Here is a 21,856-nt window from a genome sequence, read left to right as displayed (position 1 = left end):
TGGCTGGAGCGGGCCATCTCCCCTGTACACAGGGTCGCAGGCAGCCTTTCACCCGGCTGTCGATTGATCTGAGTCAGGGTGGGAGGGGGGCGTTGGGTACAGGGTGAAACAAACTATAAGCCCGATGAGGGGACGTCATGCACCGTTGTAAGTGGTTACTTGTTTTCGGATTGCTGTTGGGGGGTGAGGTTCGCGGGGAAACGCCAAGCGAACCGATCTTGCCGGTACAGCCGGTGAAAATCACCGATGTGGCCAAGGTGGAACTGGGCAAGCAGTTGTTCTTCGACCCGCGCCTGTCCAAGTCCGGCTTCATATCCTGCAACTCCTGCCACAACCTGAGCATGGGCGGCAGCGACAACCTGCCCACTTCCATCGGCCATAACTGGCACCAGGGGCCGATCAACTCGCCCACGGTGCTCAACTCCGGCATGAGCGTCGCGCAGTTCTGGGACGGCCGCGCGGCCACGCTTCAGGAGCAGGCCGGTGGCCCCATCGCCAACCCGGGGGAGATGGGTTTCACCCATGACCTGGCGGTGGACGTGCTGCGCTCCATTCCCCAGTACCGGGCCTCGTTCAAGAAGGTCTACGGCGACGACGGCATCAAGTTTGACGATGTGACCAACGCCATCGCTGCGTTCGAGCAAACCCTAGTTACCCCCAATGCGCCGTTCGACCGCTGGCTCAAGGGCGACAAGGCGGCCATCAGCCCCACCGCGCTCAAGGGCTACCAACTGTTCAAGTCCATTGGCTGCGTGGCTTGCCACAACGGCGAGGCCGTGGGCGGCGGCTCGTTCCAGAAGATGGGTATGGTCGAACCCTATGTCACCCAGAACCCGGCCCAGGGCGTGGCCGGGCTGACCGGCAAGGATGCCGACCGCATGCTGTTCAAGGTGCCGACCCTGCGCAATGTGGCGCTGACCTATCCCTACTTCCACGACGGCGCCTACTGGAAGCTGGAAGAGGCGGTGGACGTGATGGCTCGCCTGCAACTGGGACGCAAGCTGGGTACCGAGGAGGTCAGCCAGATCGTGGCCTTCCTTGAAACCCTGACCGGTGACCAGCCGGACTTCAAGCTGCCGATCCTGCCGCCGTCCTCGGCGCAGACACCGCGTCCGCAGCCGTTCAACTGAGCGAAAAAACCGCAGCCTGCTGCGGTTTTTCCACCTCACTGCCGTTCCTTTCTGGAGTAGGGCGAGGAGTCGCCTGGGCTATGACGCTACCGACTCAGGGCTTCATCTGCCAGGCGGTTGAGGCGGCGGCCGCCTTGAACTTGGCCCGATTCTCCGGAGTGGCCGGCGGTTCGGAATCCCCGAAGATCGCCTTCAGCCAATGGCCGTCGGTGGGGTTGGGGAAGAGGATGAACTTGCGGCCGAACTGCTCCTTGTCCTCGGTCATCAGGCTGCTGCGCTGCTTGACGTCGGCCACGTAGTACTTGCGTTTGAAGTCGTTGAGGTTGTCGCCCAGCATCAGCACCACGTTGTGGTCCTTGGCGATTTCCTGCTGCCGCGGCTCCTTGTTGGAGCTGTCGCGGTACACCGTCAGGTGCTGCTCATCGGCATAGGGCAGTTGGTTCTTGCGCAGGTTAGCCAGGGCGTATTCGTAGGTCTTTTCGCCCTGGTCGCGGCTGGTGACGTAAAAGACTTCGACGCCCTTGGACTGGGCGTACTTGAGGAACTCCACGGCGCCCGGGGTGGCCACCGGGCCATTGTCCGCGACCCATTTGTCCCAGGCCTCGTCGTCGAAGAACTCCTTGCCCGAATTGATCATGTAGCCCCAGTAGCTGTTGCTGCTGAGCACGGTGTCGTCGACGTCGCTGATGATCGCCAGCGGCCGCTCGCCGGCCTTGTGTTCCTGCAGGGCGCGGTCCAGTTGCAGGCGGGCGATGTTGAAGCCCTGGTAGTACAGTGCCTCGAATTCGGCGGCGGTCTGCTTCCAGGCCACGGCGGCGGTCAGCAGGTTGGAGGGCGGGGTGGGAGCCTGCTCGGCGAAGGTCGGGGTACAGGCGATTGCCAGGAGCGAGAACAGCCAGGGAGCGACCGCGGTTCGGGTGGTTTTTGTTTTCATTTTCGAGCCCTTGAAGTGAGGATTGCGCAGCTCTCACAAACACTGCCGGAGTGTTCTATCCCAGCCAGCGGCGGTGCTCAATGCGGGTGTCGCGTTTGTGGATCAATGCGGCGTAAACCCCGGTACTTTTTCGCGGGCATAAAAAACGGCTTACCTTGCGGTAAGCCGTTTTTAGTACTTGGTGGCTACACAGGGACTTGAACCCCGGACCCCAGCATTATGAATGCTATGCTCTAACCAACTGAGCTATGTAGCCAAGTGGCGCGCATTATTCGCTCGGAACGACAATGCGTCAAGCGTTTTTATAAAAAAATTATCTACGCTATCAACCGTTTATCCCTTCCCCCCGAAAATCAGCGGCGACGGGCAGCGCTGGAACCAGCGGCTGGCCTGTTCGTAGGCGTGGGCCAGTTGCAGGACGGCGAAGTCGGCCTGGTGCCGGCCAATGATCTGCACGCCCATGGGCAGGCCGTTGGCGTTGAAGCCGGCCTGCACGCTGGCCACCGGGCAGCCGGACAAAGTGCCGGGAATCACCACCTCCATCCAGCGGTGATAGGTGTCCATGGCCACGCCTTCGATGCTGCGCGGCCAGGGTATGTTCTTGTCGAAGGGGAAGACCTGGGCGCTGGGCAGCAGCAGGTAGTCGAAGCGTTCGAACAGTTTTGAAATGGCGCGGTACCATTCGCTGCGGATCACCGAGGCTTCGAACACCTGGCTGGCGGACAGTTTGAGGCCGTTCTCCACTTCCCAGATGGCTTCGGTCTTGAGTTGTGAGCGCTTGTGCGGGTCGGCATAGGCGCCGCCCAGGGACCCGGCGACCATCCAGTGGCGCAGGGTGCGCCAGCTGCTCCACAGGCGCTCGGGGGCGAAGTCGGGGCTGGCCGGTTCTAAGCTGCAACCCAGGCTGCAAAAATCCCCCAAGGCTTTCTCGCAGAGTTCCAGCAGGCCCTTTTCCATTGGCAGGTAACCGTTGAAGTCCCCCAGCCAACCCAGGCGCGTGCCCTTGAAGTCACGTTCCAGCGGGGCGGCGAAGCCCTGGCCGGACTCACTGATGGACAGCGGCGCCCGTGCATCGCCCCCGGCCTGCACCGACAGCAGCAGGGCCGCGTCGCGCACGCTGCGGGCCATGGGGCCTTCGTAGCCGAGCTGGTCGATGAACAGGTCGCTGCTGTCATCGAAGGGCACCCGGCCCTGGGACGGGCGAAAACCGAAGATGTTGTTGAAGGCCGCCGGGTTGCGCAGCGAGCCCATCATGTCGCTGCCGTCGGCCACCGGCACCAGGTGCAGGGCCAGTGCCGCAGCGGCGCCACCACTGCTGCCGCCCGCGGTCTTGCTTGGGTCATAGGCGCAGCCGGTGGCGCCGAACAGCGGGTTGTAGGTCTGGGAGCCAAGGCCGAATTCCGGGGTGTTGCTCTTGCCGATCAGGATCGCCCCGGCGGCCTTGATCCGTTCCACCATGATGCCGTCGCGCTCTGGGATGAAGTCCCGGTACAGCGGCGAGCCCAGGGTGGTGCGGATGCCCCGGGTCAGGGACAGGTCCTTGATGGCGTGGGGCAGGCCGTGCATCCAGCCGCGATATTCGCCACGGGCCAGTTCGGCGTCGCGCTGGTCGGCCTCGGCCAGCAGGGCTTCGGCCGGTTGCAGGCTGACCAGGGCATTGACCAGAGGGTTGTAGTGCTCGATGTGGGCAAGGTAGGTCTGCATCACTTCCCGGCAGGAAACCTGGCGCAGGCGGATACGCTCGGCGAGTTCATGGGCCTGGAGCAGGACCAGTTCGCTGGGGGGCTTGGCGATCATGGCAGGAGGGCCTTTCAAACGGCTTTAGAAACGCCCCGGCATCCAGGCCGGGGCGGCAGAAGTCAACGCAGCTCAGCGCATCAGGTTGGTCCACAGGCGGTCGGCAAGGCGGATTGCGCCTTCGCCGCAGGTCTGGCTGAAGACCACCTTGGTGCCCTCGGGAATGTGCAGCTCGGGGGCGTCCTTCAGGCCGGCGTCGAGGAAGGGTTCGACGCCCTTGATCGGGCTCTGGTGCTTGAGGAAGTTCTGGGTCATGGCGGCGTTCTCAGGCTGGCTGAGGAATGCGATGAAGGCCTTGGCGTTCGCCGGGTTCTTGCTGCCCTTGGGGATGACCATGTTGTCCACCCAGGCCAGCACGCCCTCTTTCGGGTAGAGGTACTTCAGGCTGGGCTTCATCTCCCGGGCGCGCATCGACGAGCCGCCCCAGAACATCGACATGTCGATTTCCCCGGCCGCCAGGTTCTCGCGGATCGCCCCGGCCTTGGAGCTGTAGGTCTTGACGAAGGGTTTCTGCGCCTTGAGCAGGGCGAGGATCTGCTGCATCTGCTTGGGGTCTTCGCTGCACAGCGGAATGTTCAGGTACAGGCTGGCCATGTCGATCACTTCGCTCACCGAGTCGAACATGTTGATCCGCCCCTGCAGCTCCGCTGGCGGTTCGTAGAGCACCTTGTAGCTGTCGCTCGGGCCTTTGTAGCGTTCGCCGTTGAGCACCACGCTGGTGGTGCCCCAGATGAAGGGCACCGAGTAGGCGCCTTCCGGGTCCCAGGTCGGTTTCTTCAGGTTATCCACCACGCTGGCGTAGTAGGGCTCCTTGGCCGGGTCGAAGCGCTCCAGCAACTGCTCCTTGATCAGGATCGGGATGAACTGGTGGGAGGGAATCGCCACGTCATACCCGGTGCCGCCCTGTTTCAGCTTGGCCAGCAGGGTTTCATTGGAGTCGTAGGAGTCCACCGTGACCTCGATACCGGTCTGTTTCTGGAACTTGGCGAGAATTTCCGGCGAAAAGTAGCCACTCCAGCTCACCACGTTGAGTTTTTCGGCGGCCTGCACCGCCAGTGGCAGGCTCAGCAGCAGCGAGGTACCCAGGCTTGCGATCAACTTGCTCATGTCATTTCCCCAAGGTCAGTGGAAGGTTCAAGCGTGTTTCTTGCTCAACAGGTAAGAGAGGCTGACGAACAGCACCGAGACGCCGAGGATCAGCGTCGACACGGCGTTGACGTCGGGTGTCACGCCCATGCGCAACAGGCCGAAGATGAAGATCGGCAGGGTGGTGGTGCCGGCCTGGGACACCATCATCGAGATCACGAAGTTATCCAGGGAGACGATGAAGGCCAGCATCAGCCCGGAGACGATCCCCGGCATCAACAGCGGCAAGGTCACCTTGCGAAAGGTGCGCCAGGGGCCGGCGTACAGGTCCGCCGCGGCGTGTTCCAAGGACAGGTCCATGTCGTTGAGGCGGGCGCGGATCGGCAAATAGGCGAAGGGGATGCAGAACACCGTGTGGGCGATGATCAGGTTGCCGTAGCCCAGGGACAGCCCCAGGGTAGAGAACAGCGCCAGGGTGGCCACGCCGACGACGATTTCCGGCAGCACCAGGGGCAGCATGATGGCGCCCATGGACAGTTGCAGGCCCTTGAACTTCGCCCCGCGTGAGGTGCCCAGGGCCGCCAGGGTGGCGATAGCAGTGGCCGCCATGCTGGCGCACACGGCGATCAGCAGGCTGTTGCCCGCCGCCTGGCGCAGGGCCTGGTTGGCGAACGCCGCGCGGTACCAGTCGAGGCTGAAGCCGCTCCACACCGTGGCCGACTGGTTGGCGTTGAAGGAGAACACCACCAGCACCAGGATCGGCGCGTAGAGGTACAGGTAGAACAGGAAGCTGAAACCGCCGAAGCCGGGAAAGTCCTGCACGCCAAGGCCGTTGCGCTTGAACAGGCGGATCATCATGCACCCTCCTGAAGGGTTTTCTGGCGCTGGGCGCGCAGGGCGTAGACGGTCAGTACCAGCATCACCGCGGCCATCAGCACCAGCGACAGGGCGGCGCCGAAGGGCCAGTTACGGGCATCGCTGAACTGCCGGAAGATCAGGTTGCCAAGCATCATCCGGGTGCCGCCGCCCAGCAGTTCGGGGGCGATCATGGCGCCCAGGCAGGGCACGAAAGTCAGGATCGCCCCGGCGAAAATCCCCGGCTTGGCAATGGGCAGCACCACCTTGCGCAAGGTGCGCCAGCGCCCGGCGTAGAGGTCCTGGGCCGCTTCCAGCAGACGGATGTCCATTTTCTCCAGGGTGGCGTAGATCGGCAGCACCACGAAGGGCGCGTAGGTGTAGACCAGCCCCAGCAGCACCGCACCGTCGGTGTAGAGCAACTGCAACGGCTCGTGGATGACCCCCAGCCCCATCAGGCTGTTGTTGATCACCCCGGTGTTGCGCAGCAGCAGGATCCAGGCGTAGGTGCGGATCAGCAGGTTGGCCCAGAACGGCACGGTGATCAGGAAGATCAGCAGGCCGCGGCGCTGCACTGGCTGCATGGCCAGCCACACCGCCACCGGAAAACCGATCAGCAGGGTGATCACTGTGGTCAGCCCGGCGATGCCGATGGAGCGCAGGGCGATCAGCAGGTAGGAGTCGGCGAAGGCCAGGCTGTCGTCCAGTTGCCGTTCGAACAGCAGTGAGGTGTAGGCGTCGCTGCTGAAGACCTTGTTCACCCCGCCGTAGGGGTTGGCTTCCATCAACGAATAGCCGATGACGATGAGGATCGGCACGATCAGGAACAGGCCGATGGCCACCAGGGCCGGGCTGACCCCGAGAAAGCTGCGCAGGGCCTTGCGCCGTTCCAGGTGCTGGGAAATCGAAGCAGCGTGCATGGCGAATCCTCGTGGTCAATCCAGCAGGACGCTGGCGCTGCCGCGTTCGAACAGCAGCCCGGCGCTGCTGCCTACGCTCAGGCGCGGGTGGTGTTCGAGGCTGTTGGGCGTGCGCACGGTGAGGCGCGTGCCGTCGCCGAGGCTGACCTGGTATTGCAGGTCGGTGCCCAGATAGATCAGCGCTTCGATGCGGCACGCCAGGGCGCCTTGCGAGGCATCACCGCGCAGGTGCAAGCGCTCGGGGCGCACCGACAGGGTGACCTGCTGGCCGACCTTGGCGGTGGTGCAGGGTTGCGCCGGCAGCGCCTGCCCGGCGGGCCCGTTGAACCAGGCCAGGCCCGCTTCGACACGGCTGACCGTGGCCGGGATGAAGTTGGTTTCACCGATGAAGTCGGCGACGAAGCGATTGCGCGGCTGCTCGTAGATTTCTTCCGGGCGACCCACTTGTTGTACTTCGCCTTCGGAGAGCACGGCGATGCGGTCGGACAGGGTCAGGGCTTCTTCCTGGTCGTGGGTGACGAAGATGAAGGTGATACCGGTCTTGGCCTGGATGGCCTTGAGTTCTTCGCGCATGGCCTGGCGCAGCTTGAGGTCCAGGGCCGACAGCGGCTCGTCCAGCAGCAGTACCTTGGGGTGGGGGGCCAGGGCCCGGGCCAGGGCGATGCGTTGCTGCTGGCCGCCGGACAGCTGGTTGGGCTTGCGCGCCGCAAAGCGCTCCATCTGCACCAGGGCCAGCATCTCGCGCACCCGCTCGGCGATCTGCGCCTTGCTCAATACCTGGCCCATAGGGCGCGATTCCAGGCCGAAGGCCAGGTTCTCGGCCAGGGTCATGTGGGGGAACAGTGCGTAATGCTGGAACACCGTGTTCACCGGGCGCTCGAAGGGCGGCCGGTCGGCGATGTTCTCGCCATAGAGAAGGATCTCGCCCTGGGTCGGGAACTCGAACCCGGCGATCATCCGCAAGAGGGTGGTCTTGCCACAGCCCGAGGGGCCGAGAAGGGTGAAGAATTCGTTGTCGCGGATATCCAGGTCGATGTTCTTCAGGGCCACCGGGCCGCTGTGTGGATCGCCGTAGACCTTGCGCACTGAACGGATGGACACCGCCAGCGTTTGCAGCGCATGCAGGGCATTCATGCCTTACCTCCGATTCCCCCATGAGCTGTCGTGCAGGCCATGGATCTTGTTTTTCTTGGGCAGGATCGAAATGTGTCGGGTGCGTGGAAAGCTTGTCTTTGCAGGCTTTGCGCGGGTTTTACCGGGTTCTGCTGGGGCTGATTATCAGTGAGGGGTTGCGGGGGCGAAACATCAATTTTAACATACCGGCTGTTAAAAAATTTAATAGCAAGAGGCGGGCGAAATCATGGTCGAGCAGCGTTTGCCACCGTTGAATGCAGTGCGTGCTTTTGATGCCGCCGCCCGTCTTGGCAGCTATGTCGAAGCCTCCAGGGCCTTGCATGTAACTCAGCCGGCCATCGGCCGCCACGTGAAGCTGCTGGAGGACTGGCTCGGGGTGCAGCTGTTCGAGCGCACCTCGCGCGGGGTGAACCTGACCCCGGCGGGGGAGAAGTACCACCGCAAGATTGCCGCCGCCCTGCAACTGATCATCGAGGCCGGGCGCGAGGTACAGCCCAGGGCCGCCGAGCGCTGGCTGCGGATCATGGTGGTGCCGGGGTTTGCCAAGCGCTGGCTGACCCCGCGCCTGGAGGCGCTGCGCCACGTGCGCCCGGGCCTGAAGTTCGCCATCGAGCCGAACTCGACCTTTAGCGAAGTGGATGCCAAGAGCAGCGACCTGGGGATCGCCTATGGCCTGGACGGGCAATACGCCGAGTCCCGGGTCAGCCTGATCTGCCCCCGGGTGTTTCCCATCTGCACCCCGGCCTACCTGGCCAGTATCGAGGCGATTCGCGAGCCGGCGGACCTGGCCCGCCATGAGTTGATCCACTTCGATGACGGCGAGTGGTGGAACATGTGGTTCGCCGCCAATGGCCTGGATATCCAGCTCACGTCCGACCTGATCTACGTGAACAACGACCATGCGCTGTCGGTGGCTGAAAGCGGCGGGGGTATTGCCCTGGCCAACGAAGTGCTGGTGCGCGAGGAGCTCAAGGCCGGCACCCTGGTGCGGGTGCTGGAAGACCAGGTGCAGTTGGAAAGCTACCGGGTGCTGACCCCGGCCAGCGAGTGGTCGGAGGACGTGGAATGGTTTATCCAGTGGCTCAAGGCCGAGCTGGAAGCGGATTTCCCCGAGGCGCGAATCGGGGTTCGTTAGCAAGCTAATGGGATGGCGCGACTGCACCGAAAAATGGCACATTGACGCACCTGCCCCTGTGCACCCACCCGTTGTACGGAAAATCCTATGGCTAGCAGCAACTCCCCGAGCGTCGCCGCGACGGCTTCCCCGGCTTCGCAAAGCAGTCCCCTGGTCCTGCGCATCATTGGTGCGGTGGCCCTGGCGCACCTGATCAACGACTTGATCCAGGCAGTGCTGCCGGCGATCTACCCGATGCTCAAGGACAGCTACGGCCTGACCTTCACCCAGGTCGGCCTGATTACCCTGACCTTCCAGCTGACCGCGTCGCTGTTGCAGCCCTGGGTCGGCTACTACACCGACCGCCGGCCTCAACCTTTCCTGCTGCCGGCGGGCATGGTCTGCACCCTGATCGGCATCCTGATGATGTCCCAGGTCGGCAGCTTTCCCTTGATCCTGCTGGCAGCTGCATTGATCGGCATTGGCTCCTCGACCTTCCACCCGGAAGCCTCGCGGGTCGCGCGGCTGGCCTCGGGCGGGCGCTATGGTCTGGCCCAGTCGAGCTTTCAGGTCGGCGGCAATGCCGGCACCGCCTTCGGCCCCTTGCTGGCTGCGGCCATCATCATTCCCTACGGCCAGGGCAATGTGGCCTGGTTCGGCCTGTTCGCACTGTTCGCCCTGGTGGTGCTGTACGCCATCAGCCGCTGGTATGCCAACCACCTGCGCCTGTACAAGCTCAAGCAGGGCCAGGCGGCGACTCACGGCCTGACCAGGAACCGGGTGATCAGCGCCCTGGTGGTCCTTGGGCTGCTGGTGTTTTCCAAGTATTTCTACATGGCCAGCTTCACCAGCTACTTCACCTTCTACCTGATCGAGAAATTCGACCTGTCGGTGGCCAGCTCGCAACTGCATCTGTTCCTGTTCCTGGGAGCCGTGGCGGCGGGAACCTTCTTCGGCGGCCCGATCGGCGACAAGATCGGCCGCAAGGCAGTGATCTGGTTCTCGATCCTCGGGGTGGCGCCGTTCACTCTGTTGCTGCCCCATGTCGACCTGTTCTGGACCAGCGTCCTGAGCGTGGTGATCGGCTTTATCCTGGCCTCGGCATTCTCCGCCATCGTGGTGTACGCCCAGGAACTGGTGCCGGGCAACGTTGGCATGATCGCCGGGGTGTTCTTCGGCCTGATGTTCGGTTTTGGCGGGATCGGTGCGGCGCTGCTGGGGCACCTGGCGGACATTCATGGCATCGAGTATGTGTACTACCTGTGCTCGTTCCTGCCGCTGTTCGGGGTGCTGGCGATCTTCCTGCCGCGTACCCGCAAAGCCTGATGGCTTGAGGCGTGCTGGCGATAGAACGCCCGGGGTTCTGGCCCCGGGCTTTTTTTTGCCTGGGCTTCAGCCGCCCTGGCGGGTATGCCCGGTGCCTTGGCGAAAGGCGTTGGGTGTCTGGCCGCTGAGGCGCTTGAAGAAGCGGGAAAAGTAGGTGGGGTCGCTGAAGCCCAGGTTGTCCGAGAGCTGGCTGATGCTGATGTTGGTGTAGATCAGGTTGCGCTTGGCCTCCAGCATCAGGCGCTGGTGGATGATCTGCAACGCGGTCTGCCCGGCCAGTTCCCGGCACAGGGTATTGAGGTGCACGCTGGACAGGCCGATGCGATGGGCCAGGGCTTCCACCGTCGGGTGTTCCTGGTAATGCTGCTCCACCAGTTTGATGAAGTGCCCCAGCAACTGCTGGTTGCGTTCGCTGCGGTTGCTGGGGATCACGTTCTGCTGGCGTCGGCGGCTGATCCACACCAGCAGTACGTTGACCAGCGAATGCAGCAGCAGGTCCCGCGCCGAGGCGCTGCCTTCGTACTCCTCCAGCAAGGTCTTGAACAGGCTGTTGAGGCGCTGCCGGTCACGGCCCACCGGATAGCACCCGGCCGCGGCCAGTACCGCCAGCGGCGCCCCCAACTGGCTTTCCAACTGGGCCACCAGCGGCGCACCCAGGGTCAGCACGTAGCCCTCGATGTTCTCGGAAAACTGAAAGCCGTGGACCATCAGCGGCGGCACCACCTGGATGGTTGCTTCGCGCACGTCCTCGCGGTGCCCTTCGACTTCCACCAGCGCCTGTCCGCTTTGCACATAGAGCAGTTGATACAGGTCGGCGTGGCGGTGCGGCTTGATTTCCCAGTGGTGCAGGCTGCTGCGCTTGGGGATGGATTCGCAGTGCAACAGGTCCGGAGTCGGCCAGGCCTGGTTTTCGCCGTAGAGCTTGAATACGGGGATGCTGGAGCGACTGGCTTTCATCGGGCGCGGCCCTGGGGGTGAGGGATTGGAATGCTCGATAATCGAACGCTGTTTTCAAAAGTGCATTTTTACGGCGGTTAATCACCATTTTTTGCGATTTTTGTCGGCAAAAATGCAGGGGTACAACAATAACCATAAATTCTGGATTTCACCTGCACGGTGACTGGAATGCCCTTATGAGACGACAACAATGAAAACTCAGGTTGCGATTATCGGCGCCGGACCTTCCGGCCTTCTGCTGGGCCAACTGCTGCACAAGGCCGGCATCGACACCGTGATTGTCGAGCGCCAGACCCCGGACTACGTGCTGGGCCGCATCCGTGCTGGTGTGCTGGAGCAGGGCACCGTGGACATGCTGCGCGAGGCCGGTGTGGCCCGCCGCATGGACGCTGAAGGCCTGGTCCATGAAGGGGTGGAGCTGCTGATGGGCGGCAAGCGCGTGCGTATCGACCTCAAGGCCCTGACCGGCGGCAAGACGGTGATGGTCTATGGCCAGACCGAAGTCACCCGCGACCTGATGGAGGCCCGCGCTGCCTGCGCAGCGCCGATCATCTATTCGGCGGACAAGGTGCAGCCCCATGACATGAAGGGCGCGCAGCCCTATATCACCTATGAAAAAGACGGCCAGCTGCAGCGCATCGACTGCGATTACATCGCCGGCTGCGACGGTTTTCATGGTGTGGCACGCAAGAGCATCCCCGAAGACGTGCTGACCCACTACGAGCGCGAATACCCCTTCGGCTGGCTGGGGCTGCTGTCCGATACCCCACCGGTCAATCACGAACTGATCTATGGGCAGCATGAACGTGGTTTCGTGCTGTGCAGCCAGCGCTCCCTGACCCGCAGCCGCTACTACCTGCAAGTGCCGCTGAGCGACAAGGTCGAGGACTGGTCCGACGAGCGCTTCTGGAACGAGCTCAAGGCCCGTCTGCCAGAAGAGGTGGCGGCTGACCTGGTGACCGGGCCAGCGCTGGAGAAAAGCATCGCGCCGCTGCGCAGCTATGTGGTGGAGCCCATGCAGTACGGCAAGCTGTTCCTGGTGGGGGACGCGGCCCATATCGTTCCGCCGACCGGTGCCAAGGGCTTGAACCTGGCGGCCTCCGATGTGTGCTACCTGTACCGGATCCTGGTCAAGGTCTACCGCGAAGGGCGTACCGAGCTGCTGGAGAAGTATTCCGAACTGGCCTTGCGCCGGGTGTGGAAGGGCGAACGCTTCAGCTGGTTCATGACCAATCTGCTGCATGATTTCGGCGACCGGCAGGATGCCTGGGACCATAAGATGCAGCAGGCCGATCGCGAATATTTCCTCAACTCCCACGCTGGCCTGGTGAACATTGCCGAGAACTATGTGGGCCTGCCTTACGAAGAAATCTGCTGAGCCCACGACCCTGAAGCGACCCGCATGCAGTGGGCCGTTTCAGGGCGCTGCCTGCAACGGGCGGCAAGCCGCACTGTAACAGTCGGTAAACATTCCTATTTATAAATGATATTCATTAGCATTACACTCCGAGCCTCTCTCCCTTGATGCACCATCCGGGTGCATTGAATTGACAAGGATCGTTTGTAATGAAAGTCAGCCCCTGCCTGTTCAATTCGCTTCTGCTCAGCGCTGGTGTCGGCCTGCTGGCCCCGCTGGCGCAGGCCGGCGATGCGGTTGAAGAGGTCAAGCCTGCATCGTTGGAACTGGATACCGCCTTTGTCACGGCTACTGGCGGCGCCACGGATCTCAAGGATGCCCCGGCCAGTGTCAGCGTCATCACCCGCGAGGAAATCGAGCGCCAGCCGGTCTATGACCTCAATACCCTGCTGCGCCGGGTGCCGGGGGTGACCGGTGGTTTCGGCCCGGTGGGCGAGCAGTCGAAGATCAAGCTGCGAGGGCTGGACGACAAGTACACGCTGATCCTGGTGGATGGCAAGCGGGTCGGCAGTTCCGCGGACCTGAGTTATCGCCGCGACCTGGCGCGCCAGGACCTGAACTGGATCTCGCCGAACATGATCGAGCGCATCGAGATCGTCCGCGGGCCTATGTCGTCGCTGTATGGCTCGGACGCCATGGGCGGAGTGATCAATATCATCACCCGCAAGGTCTCGCGGACCTGGACCGGCTCGGCCAGCACCCACATCACCGTGCCCAAGGATTCCGACCGCGGTCAGACCACTCAGTACAGCGTGAATGCGGCAGGTCCGCTGACGGAGTCCCTGGGGCTGCGCCTGGGGGCCAACGTCACGCGGCGGGCAGCGGATGAGGTCGAGGCGCGGCGCGATGCCCAGGGCGATTTCATGTACGACGATGGCGCGGGCGGCTCCAAGGATCAGAGCGTGAATGCACTGCTGGACTGGCAGATCAACCAGGAGCAGAGCCTGTCCTTCGAGGCGGTGCATGGCGTTGAGCATTCCTGGGCGTCCAAGAAGACCTTTGGTGACTGGAACGAGACCGTTGGTGGCGCCTTCGGCCCCAGCCGCCTGACCCGCGACAGCTACATTCTGTCCCATACCGGCGACTGGAGCTTTGGCACCTCGAAGCTCGATGCCTACCTGAACAAGTACCGCAACGACCTTGACCTGGGCAGAGCCAGCTCGGAAGAGAAGATCGTCGAGGGCAGCCTGAATATTCCCTTCCAACTGCTGTTGGACCAGCGTCTGACGGTGGGCGGGCAATGGAAGCGTGAAGAGCTGACCAACACCGATACCCTGGGCACGGTACCCGTGGATTATCAGGGCGCGCCGGTCAGTGGCTCGACCTTGAAGGGCGATTACTCGGCGGCCTTTATCGAGGATGAACTGTTCCTGCTGGACAACCTGTCCCTGACCCTGGGCAACCGCTTCGACCACAGCGACAAGTACGGCAACCACAACAGTCCGCGGGCGTATGTGGTTTATCACCCGCACCCGGACTGGACCGTGCGTGGCGGTGTTTCCAAGGGTTTTCGTGCGCCAAGCCTGAAGGAGGGCAGTGCGGGGGCGGCTACCGAATCCGCAGGCCGGGGCTGTGGTTCGTTGCGGCCGTTGGGTTATGTCACTGGTAGTTGCTGGATGGCGGGCAATCCGAACCTGACACCGGAAACCAGCACCAACAAGGAAATCGGCCTTTCGTTCGACCACGATGGCTGGGAAGCGGGCCTGACCTATTTCCATACCGATTTCACCGACAAGATCGAATACGGCCCGTTGGGCCAGTACCAGGGCCGCTGGTGGACCATGCTGGAAAACGTCGACAAGGCCCGTACCCGTGGCTGGGAAGGCACCGCCCGGGTGCCGCTGGGCGACTCCGTGAACTGGCGCACCAACGCCACCTACATGCTGGAAAGCAAGAACCTGTCCACCGGTGAAGACCTGATCAGCTCACCCAAACTGTCGGCATTCAGTGCGCTGGACTGGCAGGTCACCGACCGTTTGAGCACCGAGCTTTCGGCTCAGCACGTCGGCAAGCAGCGGGGCCTGGGCAATGATTTCGTGCAGTCCTACACCACCTACGACCTGACGGCGAACCTGGCGCTGACCCAGTGGCTGACCCTGAATGGCGGCGTGCAGAACCTGTTGGATAAAGACCTGCGGGACGGATCGACCAACTTCTACGTGCCCGGACGGGCGTTCTTCGCGGGGGCGACCACTTACTTCTAGGCCGCTGGATGGGGCGGGGGGATCAGCCCCATTGCCAGGCAATGGGGCTGAAGAGGCTTACACGTTGAAGCGGAAGTGCATTACGTCGCCATCCTTGACGATGTATTCCTTGCCTTCCAGGCGCCATTTACCGGCTTCCTTGGCTCCGGCTTCACCCTTGAACTGGATGAAGTCGTTGTAGGCGATGACCTCGGCGCGGATGAAGCCTTTCTCGAAGTCGGTGTGGATCACCGCGGCTGCTTGGGGCGCGGTAGCACCGACACGCACGGTCCAGGCGCGAACTTCCTTCACCCCGGCGGTGAAGTAGGTCTGCAGGTTGAGCATTTCGTAGCCGGCGCGGATCACCCGGTTCAGGCCGGGCTCTTCAAGGCCCAGGGCTTCGAGGAACATGTCCTTTTCTTCGCCGTCTTCAAGCTCGGCGATTTCCGCTTCGATCTTGTTGCACACCGGCACCACCATGGCGCCTTCTTCTTCGGCGATGGCCTTGACCACGTCCAGCAGCGGGTTGTTCTCGAAGCCGTCTTCGGCAACGTTGGCGATGTACATCACCGGCTTGGTGGTCAGCAGGTGGAAGCCGCGGATGATCAGCTTCTCGTCGGCGCTCATGTCCTTCATCAGGCTGCGGGCCGGCTTGCCTTCGGTGAAGTGGGCGATCAGCTGTTCCAGCAGGGCTTTCTGGGCCACGGCATCCTTGTCACCGCCCTTGGCGTTACGGGCGACTTTCTGCAACTGTTTTTCGCAGCTGTCGAGGTCGGCGAAGATCAGTTCCAGGTCGATGATCTCGATATCGCGCTTGGGGTCGACGCTGTTGGACACGTGGATCACGTTGTCGTCTTCGAAGCAGCGGACCACATGGGCGATGGCGTCGGTTTCGCGGATGTTGGCCAGGAACTTGTTGCCCAGGCCTTCACCTTTCGAAGCACCGGCCACCAGGCCGGCGATGTCGACGAACTCCATGGTGGTGGGCAGCACGCGCTCGGGCACGACGATGGCGGCCAGGGCGTCCAGGCGCGGGTCGGGCATCGGCACGATACCGCTGTTGGGCTCGATGGTGCAGAAGGGGAAGTTCTCGGCCGCGATCCCGGATTTGGTCAGGGCGTTGAACAGGGTGGACTTGCCGACGTTAGGCAGGCCGACGATGCCGCAATTGAATCCCATGGTGTATTCCCCGAGGAGTAGAGTCAGGCCTTCTGGCTGTGCAGGTTTTTCATCGCGCGGTTCCATTCACCGGCGAAGATATCCGGCAGCACGCCGAGGGCAAAATCGATGCTGGCATCGAGTTTTTCCTGTTCGGCGCGTGGCGCACGACCCAGGACAAAGTTTGAAACCATACTGGCAACGCCCGGATGGCCGATGCCGAGCCGCAGGCGGTGAAAGGTATTCTGATTACCGAGCTGCGCGATGATGTCCCGCAGTCCGTTGTGCCCGCCATGGCCGCCACCGGTCTTGAGCTTGGCGACGCCTGGCGGCAAGTCGAGTTCGTCGTGGGCCACCAGGATCTCTTCCGGCTTGATGCGGAAGAAGCCGGCAAGCGCCGCCACGGCCTGGCCGCTGCGGTTCATGTAGGTGGTGGGAATCAACAGACGAATGTCCTGACCCTGGTGACTGAAGCGCCCGGTCAGGCCGAAATATTTGCGATCGGCGACAAGGTTGATCCCTTGTTTTTCGGCGATACGCTCAACAAAAAGGGCCCCTGCGTTATGCCGGGTCTGTTCGTATTCGGTGCCTGGATTACCCAGGCCAACGATCAGTTTGATGGCAGTCACGATAGGGGCCCTTCTTTGGAGTGGTGGATGACATCGCCGCAACCGGTGCTACGGCGAAAGTGGACGACAAGAGCTGGGTTGCCTTGCGGCAAACTTCGCGTTCTCGCCCGCTTTCTCGCTACGTTCCAGTCCGCGATGTACTCCGCTTAACTCCCGCGTCAGAGTGAATTACTCTGCAGCGCCTTCTGCAGCTTCTGGAGCAACACGTGGAGCGTGAACGTTGGCTACTGCCAGGTCGTTGCCGTGTGCCAGGGCCACGAATTCAACGCCTTTAGGGGCCTTGATGTCGGACAGGTGAACAATGGTGCCGATTTCAGCGTCAGCCAGGTCGACTTCGATGAACTCAGGCAGGTCTTTAGGCAGGCAGGAAACTTCGATTTCCGCGATTACGTGCGAGATCTCGCCGCCTTTCTTGACCGGAGCAGCTTCGTTGATGAAGTGCACTGGAACGATAGCGGTCAGTTTCTGACCAGCAACCACGCGAACAAAGTCAGCGTGCATCACGTGGCCTTTGGCCGGGTGACGTTGCAGGGCCTTGATCACGACGTTCTGCTTGGTACCACCAACGTTCAGTTCGATGATGTGGCTGTAGGCAGCTTCGTTTTCCAGCAGCTTGGCCACTTCTTTGGCCAGCATGCTGATGGATTCAGGGGCTTTGTCGCCACCGTAAACTACAGCTGGAACCAGGCTTGCGAGACGACGCAGGCGGCGGCTCGCACCTTTCCCCAGGTCGGAACGCAGTTCAGCATTCAGAGTAAAATCGTTCATGTTGTATCTCCAAAATAACCACACTCGCCCCAGCGTTTGCGACCAGCGCTAAAGGCGATATGGGCAAAAAAGCCCCGTCCCAACACAGGTTGGGACGGGGCGCTTTTCGTCATCGGGATGTTCTGCCAGGGACGGGCCCTAGCGGAACATCGCGCTGATCGATTCTTCGTTGCTGATACGGCGAACCGCCTCGGCAACTACCGGTGCGATATCCAGTTGACGGATACGCGCACAGGCTTGTGCTGCAGCGGACAGCGGGATGGTGTTGGTCACCACCAGCTCGTCCAGCACGGAATTTTCAATGTTCTCGATGGCTCGACCCGACAGCACAGGGTGTGTGCAGTAGGCAAAGACCTTGGCTGCGCCATGCTCTTTCAGGGCCTTGGCCGCGTGGCACAGGGTGCCGGCGGTATCGACCATGTCATCGACCAGAATACAGGTGCGTCCTTCGACGTCGCCGATGATATGCATCACTTCGGAGTGATTGGCTTTCTCACGACGCTTGTCGATGATCCCGAGGTCAACGCCCAGGGACTTGGCCACGGCACGTGCACGCACGACGCCGCCAATGTCCGGGGACACGATCATCAGGTTTTCGAAACGCTGATCTTCGATGTCATCCACCAGAACCGGGGAGCCGTAGATGTTATCTACCGGAATATCGAAGAAGCCCTGAATCTGGTCAGCATGCAGATCAACCGTGAGAACACGGTCGATGCCGACTACGGTGAGCATGTCAGCGACGACTTTCGCGCTGATAGCCACACGTGCGGAACGCGGACGGCGATCCTGACGGGCATAACCAAAATAAGGAATAACAGCAGTGATACGAGTCGCTGAGGAACGGCGGAAGGCGTCGGCCATCACCACGAGTTCCATCAGGTTATCGTTGGTCGGAGCGCAAGTCGGCTGAATAATGAAGACGTCTTTACCGCGGACATTTTCATTGATCTCGGCAGTAATTTCGCCGTCGGAAAACTTTCCAACAGAGATGTCACCGAGAGGGATATGCAGCTGACGTACAACACGCCGAGCCAGATCGGGGTTAGCGTTCCCCGTAAAGACCATCATCTTGGACACGCGCAGTACCTGAAGGCTGAGGGTATACCTGGATGAGTATAGGAAAATGGCAGGGGCGGCTGGATTCGAACCAACGCATGGCAGGATCAAAACCTGCTGCCTTACCGCTTGGCGACGCCCCTGTATCTGTTGCTTCGAATGCCTGGCACTCGGTTCCTTTAGAGCAGACTTTGCAGCTTGCGATGCAACATCGAAACGTTGCTTCCTTTGGCTACAAACCCTGTAAGGGTCTCTGTAAGAAGGGCCGAGACTTTATCAGCTTCAGCTTTGCTTGGGAAGCCCCCAAACACACAACTTCCAGTTCCAGTCAGTTTTGCTTCGGTAAATTTACCTAGCAAATTCAATGCGTTACGTACTTCTGGATAACGCCTTGCGACTACCGGAAGGCAGTCATTTCTGCTGTTTCCCTTGGGAACGGGGCGCACTTTAATGGGCGCGGTGTTCCGTGTCAACAAAGGATCTGAAAAAATTTCTGCTGTACTAACAGACACTTGCGGGACCAGCACCAGATACCAGGGTTCTTCGGGATATTCAGGGGTCAGTTTTTCCCCCACGCCTTCAGCGAAGGCAGCGTGCCCGCGGACGAAAACCGGGACATCGGCGCCCAGGGTCAGCCCCAGTGCGGCGAGCCGGTCTTCGTCCCAGCCCAGTTGCCACAAGTGATTGAGGCCCAGCAGGGTGGTGGCGGCATTCGAACTGCCGCCGCCGATGCCGCCGCCCATGGGCAGGACCTTGTCGATCCAGATGTCGATGCCCTGGGTACAGCCCGATTGTTCCTGGAGTTTCTTCGCCGCCTTGACGATCAGGTTGCTGTCGTGAGGCACGCCTTCGAACTCGGTGTGCAGACGAATCACGCCGTCATCACGCAGGGCGAAAGTGATTTCATCGCCGTAGTCGAGAAACTGGAACAGGGTCTGCAGCTCGTGATAGCCGTCTTCACGGCGACCGAGGATGTGCAGCATCAGATTGAGCTTGGCCGGGGAGGGCAGGGTCAGTTTTTCCATGCTCGGTCACTGCCCCAGCTTGCGCGGCAGCCATTCCTTGATCACCAGGGTGACGTCAAGGTCGCTGCCGTGCAGTTTGATTCGCTCGGGCAGCCAATAGCCGTTCTGCTGCGAGTAGTTGCTGTATTCCACCTGCCAGCCATCTTGCTCCAGGCTCGCCAGATGGCTGTCGCCGTCCAGGGTCAGGCGGCTTTTGCTGTCGGGCGCAGGCAGGCCGCGAACCCACCAGGCCAGGTGCGAGACCGGCAGCTTCCAGCCCAGCTGTTCTTCCAGCAGGATTTCCGGGCTTGCAGCTTCGTAGCGACCCTGGTTGGCCACTTCCAGGCTGACCTGGCCGGGGCGACCGGTCAGGCGCGCGGCGCCACGGCCCAGCGGGCCTGACAGGCGGATGTCGTAGTAGTCCTGGCGTTGCAGCCAGAACAGAGTGCCGCTGCCGGAATCCTTGGGGGCGCGAATGCCGATCTTGCCGTTGATCTGCCAGCCGTCGAGGCCGGTCAGTTGATCCTTGTGCACGCGCCATTGCGCAGGGTTGCCCTGGCCCTGGACAGACTCGCGGGCGCCGAAGCCGGCGCAGCCGGCGAGCAGGGCGATAAAGCTGAAAACAATAAAGTGGCGCAAAAACATGGTCTTAAAGAGTCTCTGATCCGGTCAGGCGTTTGATGGTGCCGCGTAGCACGGGGCTGTCTGGCTGATCCTTGAGGAACTTGCTCCAGATCTGCTTGGCCTCGCGCTGCTTGCCGTTGTTCCACAGCACCTCACCCAGGTGCGCCGCCACTTCCTGATCGGGGAAGCGTTCGAGGGCCTGGCGCAGCAGGCGTTCGGCTTCGTCCAGGTTGCCCAGGCGGAAATTCACCCAGCCCAGGCTGTCGAGGACCGCCGGGTCTTCCGGAGTCAGCTGGTGGGCTTGCTCGATCAGGGTCTTGGCTTCGGCATAGCGTGTGGTGCGGTCAGACAAGGTGTAGCCCAAGGCGTTCAATGCCATGGCGTTGTCCGGTTCGCGCTGGATGATCAGGCGCAGATCCTTTTCCATCTGCGCCAGGTCATTGCGTTTTTCCGCCTGCATGGCGCGGGTGTACAGCAGGTTCATGTCGTCGGGGTATTGCTGCAGGGCCTGCTGGATGACTTTCCAGGCGCGCTCGCCCTGGTTGTTCGCCGACAGGGTCTCGACTTCGATCAGGTACAGCTGGATGGCGTAGTCGGGCTGGGCGTCGCGGGCCGCCGCCAGGCGTTTTTGCGCCTCGTCGGTGCGGCCGTTGTTCATCAGGATATCGGCCTGGCGCAACTGCGCGGGCAGGTAGTCATTGCCCGGGCCGACCTGGCCGTATTCGATCAAGGCCCCTTGCGGGTCGTTGAGTTCTTCGGCGATCCGGCCCAGGTTCAGGTGCGCGGAGTCCTCGTGGCTTTCACGGGCTATCAGGTCTTCCAGGTAGCCTTTGGCTTCTTCCCAGGCCTTGGCCTCCAGGCAGACGAGCGCCAGGGAATAGCGCAGTTCGTCATCTTCCGGGTATTGCTGGACCAGGCTGGAGAACTGGGTCTTGGCATCCTCCATGCGGTCCTGTTCCACCAGCATGCGGGCATAGGTCAGGCGCAGGCGCTTGTCGTCCGGGTACTTGCGGATGCTTTTTTCCAGCAGCGGCAGGGCTTCTTTACCCCGGTTCAGGCTTTGCAGCAGGCGGGCGCGCAGTAGCAATGGCGCAACTTCACCGTCTTCCGGTGGGTTCTGCTCCAACAGGGCGAGTGCCTCCTTGGCCTCGCCGTCCTGTTGCATGAGCAAGGCCTTGCCGAAAATCAACTGGCTGTTGTGCGGATGTTTCTGCAGCAGGCGGTCGAAGCTTTTCATCAGCCCGTTGCGCGTGTCCTGGTCGGTATCGGCCGCGGACAGGGCTAGAAAGTCGAAGTGGGTATCGCCCTTGCCTTGCAGGACCTTCTCCATATAGACCATGGAGTCGTCATAGCGCCCGGCTCTGGCCAGCTGGATCGCGGCGGCTCGCTGCGCTTCCAGGTCGTCGGGGGCGTTTTTCGCCCAGATCAGCGACGTGTCCAGGGCAGCCTGGTCGGCGCCCAGGTACTCGGCGATGCGAAATGCCCGCTCGGAGATGCCCGGATCCTGGGTGTTGATGGCCTGGGTCACGTAGTTGTCCAGGGCAATGTCGAAACGATTGCGCTGGCCCGCCAGTTCAGCGCTCAGCAGGCTGAAGACGGTGTCTTCGCTGAACGAGGAATAGACCTTGGGCTTTTCAGGGGCGGAGGTGCTGTCTTCCACCGGCGACGTAGCGTCCGATGAAACGGGTGCCAGAGATTGGCAACCGCTGAGGAAGACAAAGGCGAGGAGCAACGCGGAAGATCTATTCATATAGGAAGAGG

The 21,856-nt window shown here is 61.9% G+C and carries 19 protein-coding genes and 2 tRNA genes; 5 read left to right on the top strand and 16 right to left on the bottom strand.

Annotated elements, in window-relative coordinates:
• The first annotated feature begins 233 nt into the window (after positions 1-233).
• The gene (locus tag KCG88_RS11765; RefSeq protein ID WP_348984528.1) at positions 234-1,130 is read left to right on the top strand and encodes a cytochrome-c peroxidase; all 897 of its coding nucleotides are present in this window, start codon (positions 234-236) and stop codon (positions 1,128-1,130) included.
• 94 nt (positions 1,131-1,224) lie between these two features.
• Here KCG88_RS11765 and KCG88_RS11760 read toward each other — a convergent pair whose 3' ends face one another.
• The 7 genes from KCG88_RS11760 to KCG88_RS11730 form a co-directional block, all read right to left on the bottom strand.
• Positions 1,225-2,064: a 5'-nucleotidase, lipoprotein e(P4) family gene (locus KCG88_RS11760; protein WP_047285373.1), complete on the bottom strand. Its 840-nt coding sequence runs from the start codon at positions 2,062-2,064 to the stop codon at positions 1,225-1,227.
• Positions 2,065-2,243: 179 nt separating this feature from the next.
• Positions 2,244-2,320 (bottom strand) — tRNA-Met (locus tag KCG88_RS11755).
• 77 nt (positions 2,321-2,397) lie between these two features.
• Positions 2,398-3,861 (bottom strand): amidase, encoded by a 1,464-nt coding sequence (locus KCG88_RS11750; RefSeq protein WP_210712403.1) that lies wholly within the window; start codon positions 3,859-3,861, stop codon positions 2,398-2,400.
• A gap of 72 nt (positions 3,862-3,933) precedes the next feature.
• Positions 3,934-4,968, bottom strand: coding sequence for an extracellular solute-binding protein (locus tag KCG88_RS11745; protein WP_210712402.1), 1,035 nt, complete (start codon positions 4,966-4,968; stop codon positions 3,934-3,936).
• A gap of 27 nt (positions 4,969-4,995) precedes the next feature.
• Complete coding sequence (locus KCG88_RS11740) at positions 4,996-5,805, bottom strand: ABC transporter permease (protein ID WP_015636986.1); 810 nt, start codon at positions 5,803-5,805, stop codon at positions 4,996-4,998.
• Positions 5,802-6,722 carry an ABC transporter permease gene (locus KCG88_RS11735; protein WP_210712401.1) on the bottom strand — a complete coding sequence of 307 codons (921 nt, stop codon included), beginning with the start codon at positions 6,720-6,722 and terminating at the stop codon, positions 5,802-5,804. The genes KCG88_RS11740 and KCG88_RS11735 overlap by 4 nt, the downstream gene beginning before the upstream one ends.
• A gap of 15 nt (positions 6,723-6,737) precedes the next feature.
• On the bottom strand, positions 6,738-7,856 hold the full coding sequence (locus KCG88_RS11730; protein ID WP_047337789.1) for an ABC transporter ATP-binding protein: 1,119 nt from the start codon (positions 7,854-7,856) through the stop codon (positions 6,738-6,740).
• 226 nt (positions 7,857-8,082) lie between these two features.
• Here KCG88_RS11730 and KCG88_RS11725 point away from each other — a divergent pair, with 226 nt between their 5' ends.
• Together KCG88_RS11725 and KCG88_RS11720 are read left to right on the top strand one after the other, a co-directional pair.
• Entirely contained in the window at positions 8,083-8,991 is a 909-nt protein-coding gene (locus tag KCG88_RS11725; protein WP_011063418.1) for a LysR substrate-binding domain-containing protein, read from the top strand.
• Between the two features lie 87 nt (positions 8,992-9,078).
• The gene (locus KCG88_RS11720) at positions 9,079-10,296 is read left to right on the top strand and encodes an MFS transporter (RefSeq protein ID WP_047285364.1); all 1,218 of its coding nucleotides are present in this window, start codon (positions 9,079-9,081) and stop codon (positions 10,294-10,296) included.
• 66 nt (positions 10,297-10,362) lie between these two features.
• On the opposite strand, the gene KCG88_RS11715 is transcribed toward KCG88_RS11720, so the two are convergent.
• Positions 10,363-11,253 (bottom strand): helix-turn-helix domain-containing protein, encoded by an 891-nt coding sequence (locus tag KCG88_RS11715; protein WP_047285362.1) that lies wholly within the window; start codon positions 11,251-11,253, stop codon positions 10,363-10,365.
• A 190-nt stretch (positions 11,254-11,443) separates the two neighbouring features.
• Between KCG88_RS11715 and pobA the strand changes: the two genes are divergently transcribed.
• Positions 11,444-12,631, top strand: a complete 1,188-nt coding sequence (gene pobA, locus KCG88_RS11710; RefSeq protein ID WP_011063415.1) for a 4-hydroxybenzoate 3-monooxygenase — start codon at positions 11,444-11,446, stop codon at positions 12,629-12,631.
• Positions 12,632-12,819: 188 nt separating this feature from the next.
• The gene (locus tag KCG88_RS11705) at positions 12,820-14,874 is read left to right on the top strand and encodes a TonB-dependent receptor (protein WP_210712400.1); all 2,055 of its coding nucleotides are present in this window, start codon (positions 12,820-12,822) and stop codon (positions 14,872-14,874) included.
• Positions 14,875-14,931: 57 nt separating this feature from the next.
• Here KCG88_RS11705 and ychF read toward each other — a convergent pair whose 3' ends face one another.
• From ychF to KCG88_RS11665, 8 genes are all read right to left on the bottom strand, one after another.
• Complete coding sequence (ychF, locus tag KCG88_RS11700) at positions 14,932-16,032, bottom strand: redox-regulated ATPase YchF (RefSeq protein ID WP_015636980.1); 1,101 nt, start codon at positions 16,030-16,032, stop codon at positions 14,932-14,934.
• 23 nt (positions 16,033-16,055) lie between these two features.
• Positions 16,056-16,640: an aminoacyl-tRNA hydrolase gene (gene pth, locus KCG88_RS11695; protein ID WP_011063412.1), complete on the bottom strand. Its 585-nt coding sequence runs from the start codon at positions 16,638-16,640 to the stop codon at positions 16,056-16,058.
• Between the two features lie 168 nt (positions 16,641-16,808).
• Positions 16,809-17,408 carry a 50S ribosomal protein L25/general stress protein Ctc gene (locus KCG88_RS11690; protein ID WP_047285358.1) on the bottom strand — a complete coding sequence of 200 codons (600 nt, stop codon included), beginning with the start codon at positions 17,406-17,408 and terminating at the stop codon, positions 16,809-16,811.
• A gap of 138 nt (positions 17,409-17,546) precedes the next feature.
• On the bottom strand, positions 17,547-18,488 hold the full coding sequence (locus tag KCG88_RS11685; RefSeq protein WP_003171603.1) for a ribose-phosphate pyrophosphokinase: 942 nt from the start codon (positions 18,486-18,488) through the stop codon (positions 17,547-17,549).
• Positions 18,489-18,535: 47 nt separating this feature from the next.
• Positions 18,536-18,610: transfer RNA gene (locus tag KCG88_RS11680), tRNA-Gln, on the bottom strand.
• A gap of 36 nt (positions 18,611-18,646) precedes the next feature.
• The gene (ispE, locus tag KCG88_RS11675; RefSeq protein ID WP_047285356.1) at positions 18,647-19,492 is read right to left on the bottom strand and encodes a 4-(cytidine 5'-diphospho)-2-C-methyl-D-erythritol kinase; all 846 of its coding nucleotides are present in this window, start codon (positions 19,490-19,492) and stop codon (positions 18,647-18,649) included.
• Between the two features lie 6 nt (positions 19,493-19,498).
• Complete coding sequence (gene lolB, locus KCG88_RS11670) at positions 19,499-20,116, bottom strand: lipoprotein insertase outer membrane protein LolB (protein WP_047337784.1); 618 nt, start codon at positions 20,114-20,116, stop codon at positions 19,499-19,501.
• Positions 20,117-20,120: 4 nt separating this feature from the next.
• Positions 20,121-21,845, bottom strand: a complete 1,725-nt coding sequence (locus KCG88_RS11665) for a tetratricopeptide repeat protein (protein ID WP_047285352.1) — start codon at positions 21,843-21,845, stop codon at positions 20,121-20,123.
• Positions 21,846-21,856: the final 11 nt, after the last annotated feature.

Origin of the sequence: Pseudomonas sp. MWU349, from assembly GCF_017947325.1 — a bacterium.
Lineage (GTDB): Bacteria > Pseudomonadota > Gammaproteobacteria > Pseudomonadales > Pseudomonadaceae > Aquipseudomonas > Aquipseudomonas protegens.
Note: the sequence above shows the minus strand (reverse complement) of the source record. Positions and strands in the feature narration are given on the sequence as shown.